The organism is Streptomyces sp. BK79 (assembly GCF_044142145.1).
Taxonomy (GTDB): Bacteria; Actinomycetota; Actinomycetes; order Streptomycetales; family Streptomycetaceae; genus Streptomyces.
Map to the genome: position 1 here is coordinate 184,646 of NZ_JBHVOC010000004.1, position 18,448 is coordinate 203,093.

At 75.9% G+C, this 18,448-nt stretch carries 10 protein-coding genes; 3 read left to right on the forward strand and 7 right to left on the reverse strand.

Annotation, left to right across the window (positions count from 1 at the left end; genetic code table 11):
- Nucleotides 1–79: 79 nt before the first annotated feature.
- The 4 genes from ACFIF2_RS06460 to ACFIF2_RS06475 all read right to left on the reverse strand — a co-directional run bounded on the left by ACFIF2_RS06460 (nt 80) and on the right by ACFIF2_RS06475 (nt 8,250).
- Complete coding sequence (locus ACFIF2_RS06460; protein WP_395571522.1) at nt 80–5,164, reverse strand: SAV_2336 N-terminal domain-related protein; 5,085 nt, start codon at nt 5,162–5,164, stop codon at nt 80–82.
- Nucleotides 5,154–6,179, reverse strand: a complete 1,026-nt coding sequence (locus ACFIF2_RS06465; protein ID WP_395571523.1) for an AAA family ATPase — start codon at nt 6,177–6,179, stop codon at nt 5,154–5,156. Before ACFIF2_RS06465 ends, ACFIF2_RS06460 begins: the two co-directional genes overlap by 11 nt.
- 62 nt (nt 6,180–6,241) lie before the next feature.
- Complete coding sequence (locus ACFIF2_RS06470) at nt 6,242–7,894, reverse strand: trypsin-like peptidase domain-containing protein (RefSeq protein WP_395571524.1); 1,653 nt, start codon at nt 7,892–7,894, stop codon at nt 6,242–6,244.
- On the reverse strand, nt 7,891–8,250 hold the full coding sequence (locus ACFIF2_RS06475) for a CU044_2847 family protein (protein WP_395571525.1): 360 nt from the start codon (nt 8,248–8,250) through the stop codon (nt 7,891–7,893). The genes ACFIF2_RS06470 and ACFIF2_RS06475 overlap by 4 nt, the downstream gene beginning before the upstream one ends.
- Nucleotides 8,251–8,475: 225 nt before the next feature.
- On the opposite strand from ACFIF2_RS06475, the gene ACFIF2_RS06480 reads away from it, so the two are divergent.
- The gene (locus tag ACFIF2_RS06480) at nt 8,476–12,123 is read left to right on the forward strand and encodes a S8 family serine peptidase (RefSeq protein ID WP_395571526.1); all 3,648 of its coding nucleotides are present in this window, start codon (nt 8,476–8,478) and stop codon (nt 12,121–12,123) included.
- Between the two features lie 233 nt (nt 12,124–12,356).
- Here the strand turns inward: ACFIF2_RS06480 and ACFIF2_RS06485 are convergent, their stop codons facing one another.
- The 3 genes from ACFIF2_RS06485 to ACFIF2_RS06495 all read right to left on the reverse strand — a co-directional run bounded on the left by ACFIF2_RS06485 (nt 12,357) and on the right by ACFIF2_RS06495 (nt 16,665).
- Nucleotides 12,357–13,727 (reverse strand): carboxyl transferase domain-containing protein, encoded by a 1,371-nt coding sequence (locus ACFIF2_RS06485; RefSeq protein WP_395571527.1) that lies wholly within the window; start codon nt 13,725–13,727, stop codon nt 12,357–12,359.
- On the reverse strand, nt 13,720–15,165 hold the full coding sequence (locus ACFIF2_RS06490; protein ID WP_395571528.1) for an acyl-CoA synthetase: 1,446 nt from the start codon (nt 15,163–15,165) through the stop codon (nt 13,720–13,722). The genes ACFIF2_RS06485 and ACFIF2_RS06490 overlap by 8 nt, the downstream gene beginning before the upstream one ends.
- 111 nt (nt 15,166–15,276) lie before the next feature.
- The gene (locus ACFIF2_RS06495; protein WP_395571529.1) at nt 15,277–16,665 is read right to left on the reverse strand and encodes an SLC13 family permease; all 1,389 of its coding nucleotides are present in this window, start codon (nt 16,663–16,665) and stop codon (nt 15,277–15,279) included.
- A 176-nt stretch (nt 16,666–16,841) separates the two neighbouring features.
- Between ACFIF2_RS06495 and ACFIF2_RS06500 the strand changes: the two genes are divergently transcribed.
- Together ACFIF2_RS06500 and ACFIF2_RS06505 are read left to right on the forward strand one after the other, a co-directional pair.
- Nucleotides 16,842–17,549 carry a FadR/GntR family transcriptional regulator gene (locus ACFIF2_RS06500; protein WP_395571530.1) on the forward strand — a complete coding sequence of 236 codons (708 nt, stop codon included), beginning with the start codon at nt 16,842–16,844 and terminating at the stop codon, nt 17,547–17,549.
- On the forward strand, nt 17,546–18,424 hold the full coding sequence (locus ACFIF2_RS06505) for a RimK family alpha-L-glutamate ligase (RefSeq protein WP_395571531.1): 879 nt from the start codon (nt 17,546–17,548) through the stop codon (nt 18,422–18,424). The genes ACFIF2_RS06500 and ACFIF2_RS06505 overlap by 4 nt, the downstream gene beginning before the upstream one ends.
- Nucleotides 18,425–18,448 lie beyond the last annotated feature (24 nt).

An 18,448-nucleotide genomic window follows, 5' to 3' on the forward strand; every position in this document is an offset into this window, starting at 1 on the left:
GCATCGTGCGCGGCCCGGGAGCCGGGCGCGCCCTGGAGGGGGCCGGGCGGGGGGCCGCCGAACGGGGGGTGACGAGGGGTCAGCGGTTCTCGGCGGCGGAGATCAACAGGCGCAGGCCCGAGACGAGGGGGACGTCGGCCGACGCGCGCAGGCGCCTTCGGGCCTCCTCGTCCCGCGCGTATCCGATGAACGGGAGGCCGAGGGCGCGCGCGGCCCCCAGCTCGGCGAGCGTGGAACCGATCAACACGCATCCGGCGGCCGGGAAGCCCAGGGCGTCGAGAACCGGGTGGAGCGCGCGCGGGTCGGGCAGCAGCCGGGTGAGATCGGTGTGCCGGCCGTGCAGACCGCCCCGCAGACAGTCCGTCAGGCGACGCCGCCCGAGGTGGCCGGCCACCGGGGCGGGCGCCCGATCGGTCACCACGGCCACCGGTGCCTGCCGCGCGTGCAGCGTGCGGACCAGCTGCTCGGCGAGCCGGCTGGGCTGGGCGGTCAGCGCGGCCCGCTCGTCGTGACCGTCGACCAGGCGGCGGAGGTCGTCCGCGAGCGGATGCCGGGCGAAGGCCCGGAGGAGGTCGAGCGTGCCGGGGCGCCCTTCCAGCGCCGTCACGGGGCCGTCCTCGGCAAGCAGTGGCTGTCCCGTCAGCGCGTCCCGCGGGTCCCGTCGTTCCGCGATCAGCCGGGCCGCGTCCAGCAGCGCCGCCCGTTCGCCGCCCGGCCGGTAGAGCCTGGCCAGCACGCCGTCGAAGCCCAGGATCACGCCGCGCGCGTTGGTGACGAGGTCGGCGGGCGAGTCGGTGGCGTGGGGGAGCGGGCTGAGGATGCCGCGGTGTGAGGCGGGGCGGATCCAGCGGATCCGGTAGCCGGGCACCTTCGGCGGGCTCGACAGCCAGGGCCGGTTTCCGGCGAGGTCGGTCCGCAGCGTGGCTCCCAGGTGTTCGAGCAGGTTCGTGTCGCGGCTTTCGACGGCCTTGACGGGGTCGTCCACGCGCCACGCCAGCTCGAGGCCGGGAATCTCGGACGGGAGACGGTGCTCGCTCAGGTCCACCTCGAAGTAGTGCGTGGTGAGGCCGCGCAGTCGCCGTTCCCGGTCAGGTGTCGCCGGCAGGAGAGAGCCGTCGGCGAGTCGCACGACGACGGCCTGGGTCGCGTCCTGCGGGAGGGGGAGCCGTGCCCCGGACGGCAGGGGGAAGGGCCCCCGTACCGCGCCGGTCTCCGTAGCGGCCTCCGGGGCGGCACCGGGGTGGGCGGGACGGGCGGGACCGCTCCGGGCTGGTCCCACCAGGTGGAACCAGCCCGTACGGTCGTCCAGCGGCCGGAACACGCCCGGAGGGAAGCCGGGGCCGTCCTGGCTCTCCGCGTCCACCTCGTCGAAGTAGAAGGAGTCCGACACGGCGATGACCGCCTGTGCGCCGGAGGCGTCCAGGGCCGCGCCGACCGACTCCGCGTCGGCGCGCGAGGACTGCTCCTCGGTGCCGTCCGGGCGGAGCTCCACCTGCCAGAACTCCGCCCGCAGGCGCGGGCCGCCCACGCGCGCCAGCCGTTCGGGCAGACCGTCCACCGTCGCCCGCAGCAGGCGGGCGGCCTCCACACGCGGGGCCAGCAGTACGAGGAGGCCCTCCCCTTCGTCCAGGATGTCGTACGCGTCACCGGTGAGGCCGCTGTCCGCCAGCAGGTCCGTCACCAGGCCGTGCAGGGCCGCATGGGCCGCGTGGGACGCACCGCCCCGGGGGCCGTCGGCGAACGCGAAGGCGGCGCAGTCGCGGAGGTCGGTGTCGAAGGCGTCGCCGTCCTCCGCCGCGATCTCCGACGCTTCCGCCTCCGCGGCCGCCGCGATCTCCGCCAGGGTCTCCGCCCGCTCCAGGGCCTGGGCCTCCGCGGAGTCGAGGTCCGGGCCGTCGTCCGGGCCGCCTCCCCACGCGGCGCTCCCGACCGGTGTGCCGGGCCGGTACCCCTCCTCGTCGTGCACCTCCGGCTCCCCCAGCAGGGGCGTCCACAGGTCGTCCTCCGTGGGGAAGGGGCCCTCCGGCAGCTCGTCCGGGGCGGACACGAGGCCGTCCCGGACGTCCGGACGCTCCGCTCCCGCGTACCCCTCCCAGGGGGCCTCCTCCGCGGGTCCGGCGTGCTCCTCGCGCAGTTCCCGGCCCAGTGCCGCCAGCGCCGGGCTCCGGCCGCCCGACAGCTCGTACTCCTCGTAGACCTCCAGCGCCTCCTCGCCCCGGCCCTGGCGGCGCAGCGCGATCATGTACAGGCGGCGGAAGTCCTCCCGGTGCGGGTGGGCGCGCAGCAGGCCGGCCAGGTCGGTGGCGGCCCGGTCGTGGTCGCCGAGGGCCAGGTCGAGTTCGGCGCGCTTGGTGTGCAGGGCGAGGCGCAGCCGGAGCAGGCGGGTGCGGGCGGTGCGGGCGGCGGGGCCGGGCACGTCCGCCAGGGGCTCGGGGCCGCGCCACAGGGCCAGCGCCTCGGTGACCAGGACGCGGGCCTCGGTGAGCGCGCCCTCCAGCCGGGCCGCGTCGGCCCGGCGCACCAGCTCGTCGCAGTGCACCACGTCCACGTGGTCGGCGCTGGTGTGCAGGGCGTAGCCGTGGGCGGAGGTCGCCAGGACGCCCGGGCCCAGGGCGGCCGTGAGCCGCCGGGCGGTCCCGGCCACGTCGGTCCGCGGGTCGCGCGGCTCGTCACCCGGGTCCCACAGCCCCCACCGCAGCTCCTCGTGGGTCACCGTGCGGCCGTGTTTGAGCAGCAGCATGGCGAGCAGCGCGCGGGCCTTCGGGGTCAGTTCGGGGGTGCCGTCCGGGAGGTGGACCCGCAGCGGGCCGAGGGCGTGGTAGCGGCGTCGCGTGTAGGCCTCGCCCGCCCGCACCGGCAGCTGCGGGTCCGCGAGCAGCCGCAGCCCCTGTGCCTGCGCCGCCGGCGAGGCGGACAGCAACTGGTCGAAGGCGTGCGCGTAGTGGATGCGCAGGGCGTCGGGCAGCCGGTCCAGGCGGTGGGAGTCGATCGGGACGGCCGGCTGCGAGGCCGACGACGTCAGCCGCAGCAGGACCTCGCACAGGGCGCGCAGGTCCGCGGACCGGCCGGGCGGGCCCGAGGCGCGCCCCGGTTCGAAGAGGCTCAGCCGGGCCGTGCCGTCCGGCAGGAGGACCACCCGGGAGGTCTCCGGAGCGCCGTGCGTGACGCCCGCCTCGTGCAGGGCGGTGAGCGCTCGCGCCAGCTGCGCGCCCACCGACACCGTCAGCGGTGTGGGCAGCAGCCCTCCGCCCGAGCGGGCGAGGGCGTTGAGCGCGATGCCGTCGAGGTGCTCCATGACGACGTAGGGGACGTCGTCCTCGATGCCGCCGTCGAGGACGGGCACCACGTTCGGGTGGGTGATCTCCGTGAGCCGGCGCGCGTCCCGCAGGAACGCCTCGCGTGACGCGGGCCCGGTGCACGCCTCGTGCAGCCGCACCGCCACGGTCCGGTTCGCCCGGGTGTCCTCGGCCAGCCACATCCTCCCGGCCGGCGCGAGCCGCCGCACCGGCCGGTAGCGCGCCGCCAACGCGGGCGGGAAGGGCGCCGGGGCCGCGGGCCGCTGCCGTGCCGCCAGCTGCCGGGCGCTCTCCTGACTGATCGTCGCGAACGCCTCGTTCCCGCCGGCCCGTTCGGTGCCGTGCCGGGAGGGGATCAGCGCGCGGAACTCGCCGGGCGACCGGCCGGCCCGCTCGTCGATCAGGCCGCCGGTCCGCAGCAGCAGTTCGTGGGTGCGATTGCGGGCGGTACGCGGCAGACCGCGGAGCAGGAGCTCGCGCACCCCGGGACGGAACGCGTAGGAGCCGGGCGGCCCGGGGACGGTGGTGAGCAGACCGCTGAGGATGACCTCGGCCAGGTGCCGGGGGTGCGGGTGCGGCTCGACCGCGGCCTGCACCAGCCGCATCACCGGCAGGTCGGGGCGCGCGAGTGCGAGGTGCCCGGCCAGCCGGAAGGCCTGGGGGGACGCGGTGGAGCGGAAGCGCAGGACCAGTTCGCCGGCGGACAGCCGGGTGAGGTCGGCGCGGTCGTCGGCGTCGGCCGGGAGCGGGTGGTCCAGCACGGCCGCCGAGCCCGGGTACCCGGTGCCTCCCGGGCTCGCCACCAACGAGGCCCAGTTCGCCAGCCACTCGGGCCCCGGTTCGAGCACGGGGACGTGCGTCGCCCCCTCGCGCGTCCGGGACGCGGTGGAGTCGTACGGCGTGAAGGAGAGGGAGGCGCTGGGCGCCGCCCGGTGCGGGGCGGACAGCAGGCCGGGGACGGGGGGCAGCGCGGTGTCCCGCCACAACTGCTCGGGCAGGGGCTGGAGGACGGCGAGGGGCGTCCGGTGCGCCCAGCGGCGCAGCGTGCCGAACCACCGGGTGCCGGCCGGGCCCTCGCGCCACTGCGGGCCCATGCAGTCGCTGATCAGCAGGGTGACGGTGCGCCCGTCGGCGGGGGCGTGGGCCCCGTCGCCGCGGACCGTGCCGTCGGGGTCCGCGCGGTGCAGGGCGACCGTGCGGAAGACCCCCGACTGGGCGAGGACGGCGTGCAGTTCGCGTACCAGGGGCTGCCAGACGGGCATGGTGGGGCCCGCGTCGTGCACCAGGTTCAGCCGCAGCCAGCGCTCCCGCACCGGGCGCAGCACCGGCAGCCACCACTCGGGGCCGGCGCCGAGGCGGGCGATGCGGTCGGCGGTCGCGGCCTCGTCCACCTCCCGGCCGACCGGCGCGTCGGTGCGGCGCTTCAGCGGGCGCAGGGAGCGCTGGAGCGCCAGGGGGTGGCGCAGCATCGGCGGGGCGGGCGCGAGCAGGGCGCTGTGCGGTTTTGCGGCCGCGGTCCCGGGGGCGGGGGCCGGGGACGGCAGACGCAGGGGGGTCCGCGGGGCCTCGGGTGCGGAAGGCGGTACGGCCGGCCGGCGATCGTCCTGGTCCGGCCCGTCCCGCCGCGGCTCCCGCCGGTCCCGCTCCGGCGTCACCGCGGGGGCGGGCTCCGCCGGTTCGGCGGGGTCCGGGGGCCCGCCCTCGGCCGGCCGTCCCGGAGGTCCCTGCGCCGGAGGTTCCATCTGCTCCGCCAGCCACAGGACCTCGGCCAGCTCCAGCGGGGTCGGGCGCACGTCCGGGGACGCCCGGCCCAGGAGGTCGGCCAGGCGGGGGAGCGGGTCCGGCGAGCCGGGGCGGTCAGAAGGCATCGGGCTGCGGGGACCGGCCCAGGTACGGCATCAGCCGCTCCGCCAGCTCGTCGAGGGAGTCGGTGCCAAGTCCGGAGGAACGGGCCAGGTAGATGGCGTTGAGGAGCTGGTCGGTGGCCAGGTCGCCGCTGCCCACCCGGGACAGGAACCGGTCGATGAGCTGCCGCGCGTACCCGTCGGGCTCGCCCAGGTGGGCGCGGACGATCTCGGCGAGGTGCTCGTCGTCCGGCTGCCGCAGACGCAGGGTGACGCAGCGGCGCAGGAAGGCGGGCGGGAACTCGCGCTCGCCGTTGCTGGTGAGGACGACGAAGGGGAAGGCCCGGCAGCGGACCCGGCCCCGTTCGACCGGCACCCGCCGGTCGGTGCCGTCGACCAGCACCTCGGCCCGCCCCTCGGGGATGTCCCGGGAGGCCCGCACGAGTTCGGGAATCTCGTACTGGCCCTCCTCCAGGACGTGCAGCAGGTCGTTGGGCAGGTCGAGGTCGCTCTTGTCGATCTCGTCGACGAGCAGGGCGCGGGGGTGGCGGTAGGGGAGGAGGGCGGTGCCGAGCGGGCCGAGGCGCAGGTGGTTCTCGATGCCCGTCCCGGCCGCGCGGCCGTCGGGGTGCTCCGCGGCCTGGCGGGCCGCGTACAGGCGGGAGAGCGGATCGTAGGTGTAGAGGCCGTCGTGGAGCGTGCTGCGGCTGGTGATGTTCCACCTCAGGACCGGGCCGAGACGCAGTTCGCGGGCGACCGCGTAGGCGAGGGACGACTTCCCGGTGCCGGGCGGGCCGGTGACCAGCAGCGGGCGGCGCAGGTACAGGGCCGCGTTGACCATCTGCACCGTGTCCTCGGTGGCCTGGTAGGTCGCGGCCCGGTGGGCCCGGTCGGGCGAGGCGGCCGGGTCGTCGCCGTCCTCGACCGGCGGATCGAGTACGGGACGGCCGTCGAAGGCCCGCCAGGGCGGGGGCGGGGGCAGCTTCGCGATGCCGTCGTGGGGGGCCGGCGCGCCGGTGTAGACGGGCCACAGGGGCATGGGTTCTCTCTCCGGGGCGGTTCGGTGCGGGTGGTGCGGTGGCTTCCTCGCGCGGCGTCCGTTCAGCCGACGGGTGAGTGCAGCAGGGCGGGGGTTTCGGCGAAGCAGCGGGGGTCGTCCCACAGCAGCTGGACGTCCCGCGCCCAGTGCCCGTCCGGGTCGTCGGACGCGTCGGCCGCCAGGCGCAGCTCCATGACCAGGCGGGGGAGTTCGGACGGTGGCACCCCGGCCACGGACACGGCCAGTTCGTCCAGGAACGCCGAGCCGGGACACGGGCCGTCGTGCCCGTCGCCGGGGCACCCGGTGCGCGGCCACAGCAGCACCGGGACGGGGACGGTGAGGCCGACCTCGAAGTGCTCCCGCGCCGTGTCGGGCGGGGCCGCGAAACCGGCCAGCTCCGCGTCGTCCCGCAGCCGCACCCGCAGGCCGGCCGGGCGCTCCCGGGTGCCGCAGTCCACGCGGTGCAGCGTGCCGCCCGTGCTGACCTGGAGCTTGCGCCACTTCTTGCGCAACTGGTGGCGGAGCCGCCCGCTGCGGTGGCGGTGGCGGTCGGTGACCACGAGCGGGTGGGCGCAGCCGAGCGGGGTGGAGTCGTCCTCACCGCACTCCCAGCGTGCCACCGGCTTGTTCAGCCACTCGCGCGGCAGCACGAAGGTGAGCAGTTCCTCGGCGCCGGGATCGAGCTGGGTGAACGCCTCGTCGATCTGTTCCTGCACGAAGGACCGCACCGCGCTCTGGGCCAGCCGGCGCGAGCCCACCGGGCGGCGCTGCCCGTCCCGGTAGGCGGACACCTCGACGGTGACCTGGTCGGTTCCGGCGCCGCTGCGGTCGATCTCCACGACGATGGGCGACCACGTCGCGGGGCGGGCCGGCGGGGCGTCCAGCCGCTCGGCCAGCCGGTCCGCGAACCGGGCCACGGCGTCCGTCTGGGAGACCTCCCACTGCACGAAGGCGGCGGCTTCCCGCAGGGAGGCGAAGCCGCCCTCCGGGGGCGGCGGGGCGAACGCGTCCACGGCGGAGACGTACAGCCGGTCCGGGTCGATGGTCAGGCCGGCGGCCTCGGCACGGCGCACCAGCGCGTACAGCCGTCTGCGGGCGTCCGCCCGGTGACCGGGTGTGGGCACCAGTTCCCCCAGCTCGGGCCAGTAGCGCGCCATGACCTCGAGGGGCAGCATCCGCCCGGCCCGAACGTCCCGGGCGCCCGCGACCGCCGAGACCATGCCGACGACCGTGCCGTCGGACAGCGCCACGGCCGCCCCGCTGAACCCGGCCGCCAGCGGCTGCCCGTGCCCGGTGAGGGCCTCCAGCTGGACCCACTCGTCCGAGATGAGCGGACCGGGCACGGCGCGGTAGAGGGCGAGCATCCCCTCGTCGTATCCCTTGGGGAAGCCGTAGGCGATCAACTCGGGTGCGGGCGCGGACCGCTCGGCGCCGGGCGGGGCGAAGACGGCCGGGGCGAGCGACACCTCACGCTCCAGTTCCAGTACGGCCAGGTCGCCCGGATCGGTGGCGCCGCCCCGCCAGCCGCCGTGCACCAGGACCGTGGCGGACAGCCCGCCCAGCTCCCGGCCGCCGGGGAAGGTCACGGTGACCGGCGCGTCCTCGCTCCACCTCACGACATGGGCGCAGGTGAGCACCCGGCGGGCGGAGACGAGGAAACCGGCGCCCACCTCCTTGCCGCACTCGACCCGGGCGTGCCACGCGGCGCTCCTCATGACCGGCCGGCGGCTTCCGGGGTCCCGGGGCGGGCCGGGGCCGGGTCCGGGGACCAGGTCAGTCTGACGACCAGGTGCCCCTCCGCCGCGCCCTTCGCGATGACCGCGCCGGTCTCCGCGCTCAGCTTGACGCCGAACTCCAGCTCCACCGCGTCGGGTCGCAGCGTGCCGTCGCGGAAGACCCGCAGCGCGGACGCGGCCGCCGCCCGCACGCCCTCCAGGGAGTCCTCGAAGGTGCGGGCCGCCCGGGCCGGTCCGTCGCCGCGCGAGACGAGCCGCGCGCCGTCCGCGTCCTCGACTGACTCGACGACCACCCGCGCGCCGTCCTCGGTCCTGAACTCGACCAGCCCGTCCATGCGCCGTTCGCTCCCCGTGTGCCGTACGTACCTGTGCGGAACCTCATTGTGACGGACGGTACTTGGGTGTGTCGCCGGTTCCGGTGCCCCTCGCGCGGGCCGCTGGCGGAAACCCGCCAGGGCGCCAATCCGCCACCCTCGGTCAACTCCCCTGTCGCACAAGGCCCCTGAGACTGCTCACAGCACTCGTCGCAGCACTCTACGACGATACGAAGAGAGGCGTGGATGAGCAGAGGACCAGTCAGACGCGGGGCGACCCTCCTGTCGGCGGGGCTCGTGATCGCCCTGCTGCCGGCCGGTACGCCGGCGGCGCGGGAGGAGCCGGCGGGCGCGGCGCGCACCCCGGCGGCGGCCACCGGTGCCGCCGCCGCGCGCACCGTCACCCTCGTCACCGGCGACCGGGTGACCGTCACCGGCCTCGGCGGCGGCCGGAAGACCGTCACGGTGGAGCGTCCGCAGGGCGCCACCGGTGCCGTGCACACCCGCAGCGCGAACGGCCGGACCACCGTCGTACCGGACGAGGCGCTGCCGTATCTGCGTGACGGCAGCCTCGACGCGCGGCTCTTCGACGTCGGTGAGCTGATCGAGCAGGGGCTCGCCGACTCCGAGAGCGGTGAACTGCCGCTGATCGTGACCTATGAGGAGGGCGCGCGGGTCGCCACCCCGCGAGGGGCCGAGCGGACGCGGGCGCTGCCCAGCGTGCGCGGGGCCGCCGTCGAGGCCGACAAGGGGCGCGGTTTCTGGCGTGAATTCACCCGTCGCGGCGCCGGCATCGACGGCGTGTGGCTGGACGGGCGGGTCACCGCCGCGATGGCCGAGTCCAACGCGCAGATCGGCACCCCCGAGGCGTGGCGGGCCGGCCTGACCGGCAAGGGCGTCACCGTGGCCGTGCTGGACAGCGGTGTGGACGCCGGCCACCCCGACCTCGCGGGACGGGTCGCCGAGAGCCGCAGCTTCATCGCCGGCGAGGAGGTCGCCGACCGCAACGGCCACGGCACGCACGTCGCCTCCACCGTGGGCGGCAGCGGCGCGGCCTCCGGCGGCAAGGAGAAGGGCGTCGCGCCCGGTGCGACCCTCGCGGTCGGCAAGGTCCTCTCCGACGAGGGCTCGGGCAGCGAGTCCGAGATCATCGCCGGCATGGAGTGGGCCGCCCGGGACGTGCAGGCGGACATCGTCTCCATGAGCCTCGGTTCGACGGAGGCCAGTGACGGCACCGACCCCATGGCCCGGGCCGTGGACACGCTGTCCCGTGAGACCGGCGCCCTGTTCGTCGTCGCGGCCGGGAACACCGGCAGCCCGTCCTCCATAGGCTCGCCCGGCGCCGCCGACTCCGCCCTGACCGTGGGCGCCGTCGACTCCGCGGACCAGGCGGCCTGGTTCACCAGCGCCGGCCCCCGGTACGGGGACAACGCCCTCAAGCCCGACCTGTCCGCCCCGGGCGTCGGCATCCTCGCCGCCCGCTCCCGGCTCACCGAGGGCAGCGGCGACTACACCGCCATGGACGGTACGTCGATGGCGACGCCGCACATCGCCGGCGTGGCCGCCCTGCTCGCCGAGCGGCACCCCGACTGGACCGGCGCGCGGCTCAAGGACGCGCTGATGTCCACCTCGCGGCAACTGGACGCCTCCGCCTACCAACTGGGCGCCGGCCGGGTCAGCGTGCCGGACGCGATCGGCGCCGGCGTCACCGCCACGGGCAGCGCCGACCTCGGCTTCCTCGCCTGGCCGTACGAGGCGAACGAGCCGGTCACCCGCACCGTCACCTACGCCAACTCATCCGACACGGCGGTCGAGTTGAAGCTGGCCGTGCAGGGCGCCCCCGACGGCGTCGCCACCCTCGCCGACACCGCCCTCACCGTCCCGGCCCACGGCACCGCCTCCACCACCGTCACCGGTGACGGCGCCAAGGCCCCGGTCGGCACGACGAGCGGCCGGATCGTGGCGTCCGGCGCGGACGGCACCCCCCTCGCGCACACCGCGTTCGGAATGGTCAAGGAGGAGGAGCGGTACACGCTCACCGTCCACGTCAAGGACCGGGCGGGCGCCGCCACCCCGGCCGACCTCGTCGTCCAGCGCCTCGCCGAGGGCGTCGACCCCGTCCCCGCCCACGTCGGGGCCTCGGGCACCCTGGAGCTGCGGCTCGCGCCGGGGACGTACAGCCTGACGTCCTTCCTCGACGTGCGCGGCAGCCACGGCGCCGACTCGCTCGGGCTCGGCTTCCTCGCCGCCCCCGAGGTCGTCGTCGACCGGGACCGGGAGATCACCCTCGACGGCCGCGCACTGCGCGAGGTGAGCGCCGACGTCGGCAGGCGCACCGAGACGCGGCAGCTCGTCATGGAGTACGACCGCAGCGCCAACGGCTCCGACCTGTTCGGCGCCGTCCAGGTCCCCCTCGCGTACGACAGCGTCTTCGCCGCGCCCACCGGCCGGAAGGTCACCGAGGGCGACTTTGAGTACCGGACGGTGTGGCGGCTCGGGAAGCCGGTGCTGGAGGTGAAGGGGATCGGTGAGGCCGTCGTCCAGCCGGGCGGCACACTGACCGAGGGCCGCAGCCGGCTGCCGCTGGTGGACGTCGGGGACGGACCCTTCCCGGCGGGCGTGCGGGGCAAGGCGGTCCTCGCCCGGCTCACCGGGGACACGGAACCGGCCGCGCTCGCCCGGGCCGCCCAGGACGCGGGCGTGAAGGCGCTGTTCGTCACCGACGACGCGCCCGGGCGGCTGACCGCCTGGTGGGGCACGGACGACAACGCCGACCGGCCGCTGCAGATCGCCACGGTGAGCGCCGCCGACGCCGAGCGGCTGCGGGAGGCGGGGCGCGTCGACATGACCGGGACGCGCGACACGCCCTACACGTACGACCTCTCGCAGGGGCACCGGGGCGCCGTGCCCGACCGGGACCTCACCTTCGAGCCCGGCCGCCGCGACCTCGCCGAGCTGCGCACCCGGTACCACGCGGCCGACCCGGTGCCCGGCGGCGAGTTCCGGTACTCGATCACCGACGCCTTCCCGATCGGCCTCGGCTTCAAGGAGCGGATCGACTTCCCGGCCGAGCGCACCGAGTACGTTTCGACCGGACCCGGCCAGCTGTGGCACGAGTCCGTGACGACCGCCGACGGCGCGCTGGAGCAGCGGTCCGGGACGGTCCGCTACGAGGGCGGCGCGCGCTCGGAGCTGAACTGGTTCAAGCCGGTGTGGCACCCCTACCTCGGCACCGGTCTGGGCTGGGGGCAGCAGCGGGCGGGCGGCCGGATGCAGTTCAACGCCCCCGGCTGGGGTGACTCCGGCCCGGACCACACCGGCTTCGGCGACGTGTGGAGCGAGGGCAGCGGGATGACGCAGACCACGTCCGTGTACCTGGACGGGGAACTGGTCGACCAGGGGCCGGGTTCGGCCGCCTACGTGTGGGACGCGCCGGCCGACGAGCACACCTACCGGCTCGTCACCGACACCGCGCTCGACGCCGGCCGCTGGTCCCCGGCGACGAAGGGCCGCGCCGAGTGGACGTTCCGCTCGGCCGCCACCCCGGAGGACCGCTGGACGTACCTCCCGCTCATCAACCTCTCCTTCGACGTCGGCACCGACCTGGCGGGCGAGGTGCGCGGCGGGAAGAAGCTGCGCGTCGGGCTCGGCGCCCGGTACGTGGCGGGTGCCCCGGACACCGGGACGATCGGCGGCGGCACGCTGGAGGTGTCGTACGACGACGGGAGGACCTGGCAGCGGGTGGCGCTGCGCGGCGGGGGCGAGGAGGCGTCCTGGCACGGGACGCTGAGCGTGCCCCGCGACGCCGGGCACGTCTCGCTGCGGGCCTCGGCGCGCGACGACCGGGGCGGCTCGGTCACCCAGGAGATCGTGCGTGCCGTGACCGTGCGCTGACACGCGGGCGGCGCCGCCTCCCTGGGACGGGGAGGCGGCGCCGCCGGTCGTCTCGGACCGTCAGACCAGCCAGCCGACGAAGTGGACGAGGCCGGCGAGGATGTCGGTGAGAAGGTTCATGATCGTGCAGCTCCTTGCGATGTGCTGGGTGGGACCTACTGCTTGGGACATGTGCGTCGACTACGGTCTGCAGCCCGTCGCTCGCACAACGTAAGTATCTGTGGTCTCTGCAGTCACATACGCTCTTCTGAGCGACGATCACCTGTTCCAGGGAACAACTGATCGCCTGTTCGGATCACCCCCAGCTCCGCCAAGTCCTGTGGCCTGAGCCGCAGTTGGTCCGCCGTCGCCTCCACCTCCTCGGGCGGCCGCTTCAGGATCGCCGCCGCCGACTCCGGCGCGATGACCGAGAAGTAGCTGTCCGGCGTGGCCCAGGTGCGGCCGGGCGCGGCCAGCGCCAGCGCCCCGCCCGAACCGCCCTCGCCGATCACCAGCGTGGTCACGGGCGTACGCGCCGACGCCACCGCCTCGAACAGCCCGGCGATCGCCGCGCCCGCTCCCTGCCGTTCCGCCTCCGCGTCGCCCGCCGCGCCCGGCGTGTCCACCAGGGTCAGCACCGGGACGCCGAGCCGGTCCGCGAGCCGGACCAGCCGGGTGGCGGTGCGGAACCCGGCGGGCCTGGTCGCCGTCCCCGTCTGCGCCGCGTAGGCGACCGTCCGCCCCGCGTGCTCGCCGAAGCCGCACAGCATGCCGTCCGGGTCGGTGCCTCCCGAGCGGTCGCCGGACAGGGCCACACGGTGGGTGAAGTAGGCGTCCAGGTACGCCCGGGCGCGCGGGCGCCGCGGGGAGCGGGCCCGCCGGACCGCGTCCCAGCCGTCGGCCGGCAGGTCCCGCGCGCCCAGCGGCTCGGGCACGGGTGCCGGTTCGCCCGACGGGGCCGTCAGCAGCCGCAGCCACCGGCCCAGCGTCGCCCGCAGCTCCCCGGCCGGCACGACGGCGTCCGCGCTGCCCGCCGCCACCTGCGCCTCGGCCGTGTACGCCGCCGGGTCGGCGTCCGGCGGCCGGACCCGGGACCCGGCGAAGCCGACCTGGGCGCCGGGCAGCGCGAGGACCACGTCGGCGCCCGCGCCCAGGGTGGCCCAGCCGCCGCCGGTCGCCGGGTCCCGCAGGACGGCGATCTGCGCCAGCCCCGCCTCGCGGGTGAGCGCGGACTGCCGGGCCACCCGCTGGAGCTGGGTCAGCGCGAGCATCCCCTCCTGCATCCGGCTGCCGCCGGTGGCGACCAACGGCACGACCGGCAGCCGGTGTTCGCGCGCGTGGGCGTACGCCGCCACCAGCCGGTCGCCCGCCGCGCGGCCGAGCGAGCCGCCGAGGAAGCCGAACTCGAAGGCGAGCAGCACCGCCCGGACGCCGTCCACGTGCCCGGTCCCGCAGACCACGGACTCGCTCTCACCGGTGCGTTCGGCGGCGCGGGCGCGGGCGGCGTCGTAGCCCTGCCAGCCGAGCGGCCCGTCGGGCGGCGACGACCCCTCGGGGTGCGGGAGTTCGGTGAAGTCGTCGGTGAGCAGGGCGAGGAACCCGCGCGCGGACAGCCGTTCACCCATCGGTCAGCGCCCGCTTCATGATCTTCCCCATGTCGTTGCGGGGGAGCGCGTCGAGGTGCCTGAGGACCCGGGGCCGCTTGTGCGGGGCGAGCCGGCCCGCGACATGGTCGGCCAGCACGTCGAGGGCGGGCGGCGAGGCGGGGTCGGCCGGCACGATCCACGCCACGATCCGCTCGCCGAGATCCGGGTCGGGCTCCCCGGTGACGGCGGCCTCGCGCACCCCGGGGTGTTCGAGGAGCGCGTTCTCGATCTCGCCGGCACCGATCTTGTAACCGCCGCTCTTGATCAGGTCGGTGGCCTTGCGGCCGACGATGCGGACGTACCCGTCGGGGTCGCGCACCGCCATGTCGCCGGTGCGGAAGAAGCCGTCCTCGGTGAAGGCGGCGGCGGTGGCGTCCGGGCGGTTCAGGTACTCGGTGAACAGGTTCGGGCCGCGCACCTGGATCTCGCCGACGCTCTCCCCGTCCAGCGCCGCGATCGGTGTGCCGTCCTCCTCCACCAGCCGCAGCTCCACGCCCGGCAGCGGCACGCCCACCGTCCCGGCGCGCGGCTCGCCGTCCGCCCGCACGCTGGTGTTCATCAGCGTCTCGGTCATGCCGTACCGCTCGATCACCCGGCGCCCGGTCGCGGCGGCGATCCGCTCGTGGTCGTGCACGGGCAGCGCGGCCGACCCCGACACCAGCAGCCGGGCCCCGGCGAGCGCCTTCACCAGCTCCGGGTCGTCCGGCAGGGCCTCCGCGATCCGGTGGTACATCGTCGGCACCCCGAACAGCATGGTCGCGCCGTCGTTCAGCTCCCGCGCCGCGCCCTCGGCGGAGAACCTGCCCAGGTGCCGCACCGATCCGCCGCGCCGCAGCGGGCCGAGGACGCCGAGCACCAGGCCGTGCACGTGGAACAGCGGCAGCCCGTGCACCAGCACGTCGTCGCCGGTCCACCGCCAGGCGTCGGCGAGCGCGTCCAGGGTCGTCGCCAGTGCGCGCCGGGGGAGGACGGCGCCCTTGGGCGGGCCGGTGGTGCCGGAGGTGTAGACGACGAGGGCGGCGTCCTCGTCACCGGCGTGGTCCTCGGGGACGGGACCGGCGGCGCGCACGTCGACGTCGATCCGCTCCAGCGCGTCCAGCGCGGGCGGGAGTCCGGCGCCCGGGGGTGCCAGGACGAGCGACGGCTCGCTGTCGGACAGGATGTGCGCGAGTTCCCTGTCGCCGGACTTGGGGTTGAGCGGCACGGCGGGAACGCCGGCCAGCAGGGCCGCGACCACGGCGACGGCCGTCTCCATCGCCGGTGCCGCCCAGACGGCGACCCGTCCGGCGCCCCGGATCCGTCCGGCCGTGGCACCCGCCGCGGCGGCCAGTTCGGCGTACGTCAGTGAGCGCTCGCCGAACCGCAGGGCGGGCCGGCCGGACGGGGCGCCGGTGAGGGCGGGGAAGAGAGGTGACACGCGTCGTACTCCTTGGCTGATACGAGTTGAGGCGGGCTGGTGCGAACTGATCCTGGCTGGTGCGGGGCGGTCGCGGCCGCCGCTCACGTCCACCGGACGTCTCACGTGGTCCTACCCGAGACCCGGCACGACCAGCACCAGCCAGGCCAGCGCCGGCACCACCGCCACCACGATCCCCCCGTAGACCATCAGCTGCCGGAAGAACCGCTCGCGGTCCACCTCCGGCGCCGCGGCCAGGACCAGCGCGCCGTTGGTCGAGAACGGGCTGACGTCCACGACCGTCGCCGACACCGCGAGCGCCGCCACCATGCCGACCGCGCCGATCTCGCCCTGGGCGAGGAACGGCACCGCCAGCGGGATCAGCGCGCCCATGATCCCGACGGAGGAGGCGAAGGCCGACACGAGGGCGCCGATGTAGCAGAGCAGTACGGCGGCCAGCAGCGGGACGCCGATGCCGCCGACGCCCTCACCGGCCCACGTGATGGTGCCCATCTCCTCCAGGACGCCGACGTACGTGAGGACACCGCAGATCAGCAGGACCGTGGACCAGGCGATCTCGCCGACCGCGCGGCGGCTGTCGTCCGGCCAGACGGTGCTCAGCACGACGGCGAGCGAGACGGCGGTCAGTCCCGCGTCCAGGTCGAAGCCGAGGACGGCCACGACGAGGGCGACCAGGGCGGTGAGGGTGGCGACGCGGGCGGGGGTGAGGCGCGGGCCGGCGTCGGCGGCCTGGTCGGGGCGGACGGCGACCGCGGCGGGGGCGGTGCCGGCGGACCCGGCCCCGGACCCGACCCCGGACCCGGCCCCGGGGTCGTCGTCGGTGGCCGTGCCGGCACCGGTGGGCTCCGGCCCCTCGCGCACGGTGCCGTCGTCCTCCGGTGCCACCGACCCCCGCGCCCACAGCTTCCGCCCGCCGAACAGCGCGAACAGCACGCCCGCGATGAGGAGGTTGGCGATCAGCGAGGCGAGGAAGAGGGTGACCTCGCTGCCCGGCAGCCCCTCGCGCTCGACGATGCCGTTCACGATCGAGCCGTAGATGCTGATCGGGGAGAAGCCGCCGGCCTGCGCGCCGTGCACCACCATCGTGCCCATGAGCAGCGGGCTGATCGCGTACCGGGTGGCGAAGCTCAGCGCGATCGGCGCGACGATCGCGACGGCGGCCGGGCTGACCGCGCCGATCGCCGTGAGCGCGCCGGTCAGCGCGAACATCACCCACGGGATCAGCGCCACCCGCCCCCGCACCAGCCGGACCGACGCGTGCACCAGCCAGTCGGTGGTGCCGTTGGCCCGGGCGATGGCGAACAGGTAGGTGACGCCGACGAGGACGACGAACAGGTCGCCGGGGAAGCCGGCGAAGATGCCGTCCGCGTCGAGGTCCGCGACGAGCGTGCCCACCCCGAAGGCGGCGGCGAAGGCGAGCGCGCCCATGTTGACGGAACGGGTGGTGGCGATGACGAACACCACGACGAGGACGAGGATCGAGACGAGTTCGGGGGACATGCGGGGGCTCCCGACGGGCTGGCCTGAGTGGACGAGTGGCTGAGCCACTTGGACGGTGGGGTTGGTCGGTCAGCGTGGGCCCGCCCCGGTCCGGCGTCAAGGGGTCGCGCAGGAATTGGCTGAGCCACTCGGCCACTGGCTGCCCGGTGTTACGCTCCCGGCGAGAGGGGGACTCCGTGACCGACGCCCTGCGCCCCATGACCAAGCGGCGCCTGTACGAACAGGTGCTGGAGCGGCTGCGCCAGTACGTCACCGACGGCGGCCTGCGGGCCGGCGACCGGCTGCCGCCCGAACGCGACCTCGCCCAGCGCCTCGGCGTCAGCCGCGCCTCGGTGAAGCAGGCGATCGTCGTCCTGGAGGTCCAGGGCCTGGTGGAGGCACGGCACGGCGGCGGGACGTACCTGGTCCGCGACAGCCTCGACGTCGAGCCCGTGGAGGACATGGTCGAGCGCCGGCGACGGCTCCCGGACGTCCTGGAGGCCCGCGAGGCGCTGGAGACCAAGCTCGCCGAACTCGCCGCCGAGCGCCGCACGGAGGACGACCTGACCGCGATGCGGTCCGCGCTGGACGTGATGGCCGAGGAGATCGAGGGCGGCGGCCACGGCGTCGAGGGCGACCGGCTGTTCCACGCGGCGGTGACGGCGGCGGCGCACAGCAGCCTGCTCGCCGAGTTCATGCGCTCCATCGCCCACCAGATCGCCGAGAGCCGCACCGAGTCCCTGCGCCAGCCGGGCCGCCCCGGCCGCTCCCTGGCCCAGCACCGGGACATCCTCGACGCCGTCGCCGCCCGGCAGCCCCGGCAGGCCGCCACCGCGATGCGCCGCCACGTCCGCACGGTCGCCAAGGTCCGGCTGCTGGACTGGGATCCGGAGGGGGAGCGGTGACCGGGCCCCGCATAGCCCTCGTCACCTGCCGACCCGGGCCGCGGGTCAGCGTCGACCGCGACCTGCCGGTGCTGGTGGCGGCGCTGGAGGCGGCCGGCGCGGAGGCGTCCGCCGAGGTGTGGGACGACGACGGCGTCGACTGGGCCTCCTTCGACCTCGCCGTGATCCGTTCCACCTGGGACTACAGCTGGCGGGCGGACGCGTTCACGGCGTGGGCCGAGGAGTGCGGCAAGCTCACGCGGCTCGCCAACCCGGCCCCCGTCGTGCGGTGGAACACCGACAAGCGCTACCTCGGCGACCTCGTGGCGGCCGGGGTGCCCACCGTCCCCACCCGCTACACGGCCCCCGGCGAGCCGGTCGGCCTCCCCGACGACCACGAGTACGTCGTCAAGCCCGCCTCCGGCGCCGGCGCCCGCTTCGCCGCCCGCTACACGCCCGACGAGCACGCCACCGCCGTACGGCAGGTGGAGCGGATGCACGCCGAGGGCTTCACGGCGATGGTCCAGCCGTACGTGCGCGGCATCGACACCGCCGGCGAGCGGGCGCTGCAGTTCGTCGGCGGGCGCCCGCTGCACGCGAGCCGCAAGGGCGCTGTCCTGACGCCCGGGACGCCGTACGACGCGCGCAAGGTCGCGCATCCGGGGCTGGAGCCCTGGACCCCGACCGCGGCCGAACTCGCCGTCGCCGAGAGCGCCCTGGCCGCCGTGCCGGACGGCCCGGAACTGCTGTACGCCCGCGTCGACCTGGTGGCCGGGGAGGGCGGGGAGCCGCTGGTGATGGAGCTGGAACTGGTCGAGCCGAACCTGTTCCTGTGGCTGCACGAGCGGTCGGTGCCGCGGGTGGTGGAGGCGGTGCTCGACGCGGCGGGTCGGTAGGGCCGGCGGGTCATTGGGGCCGTC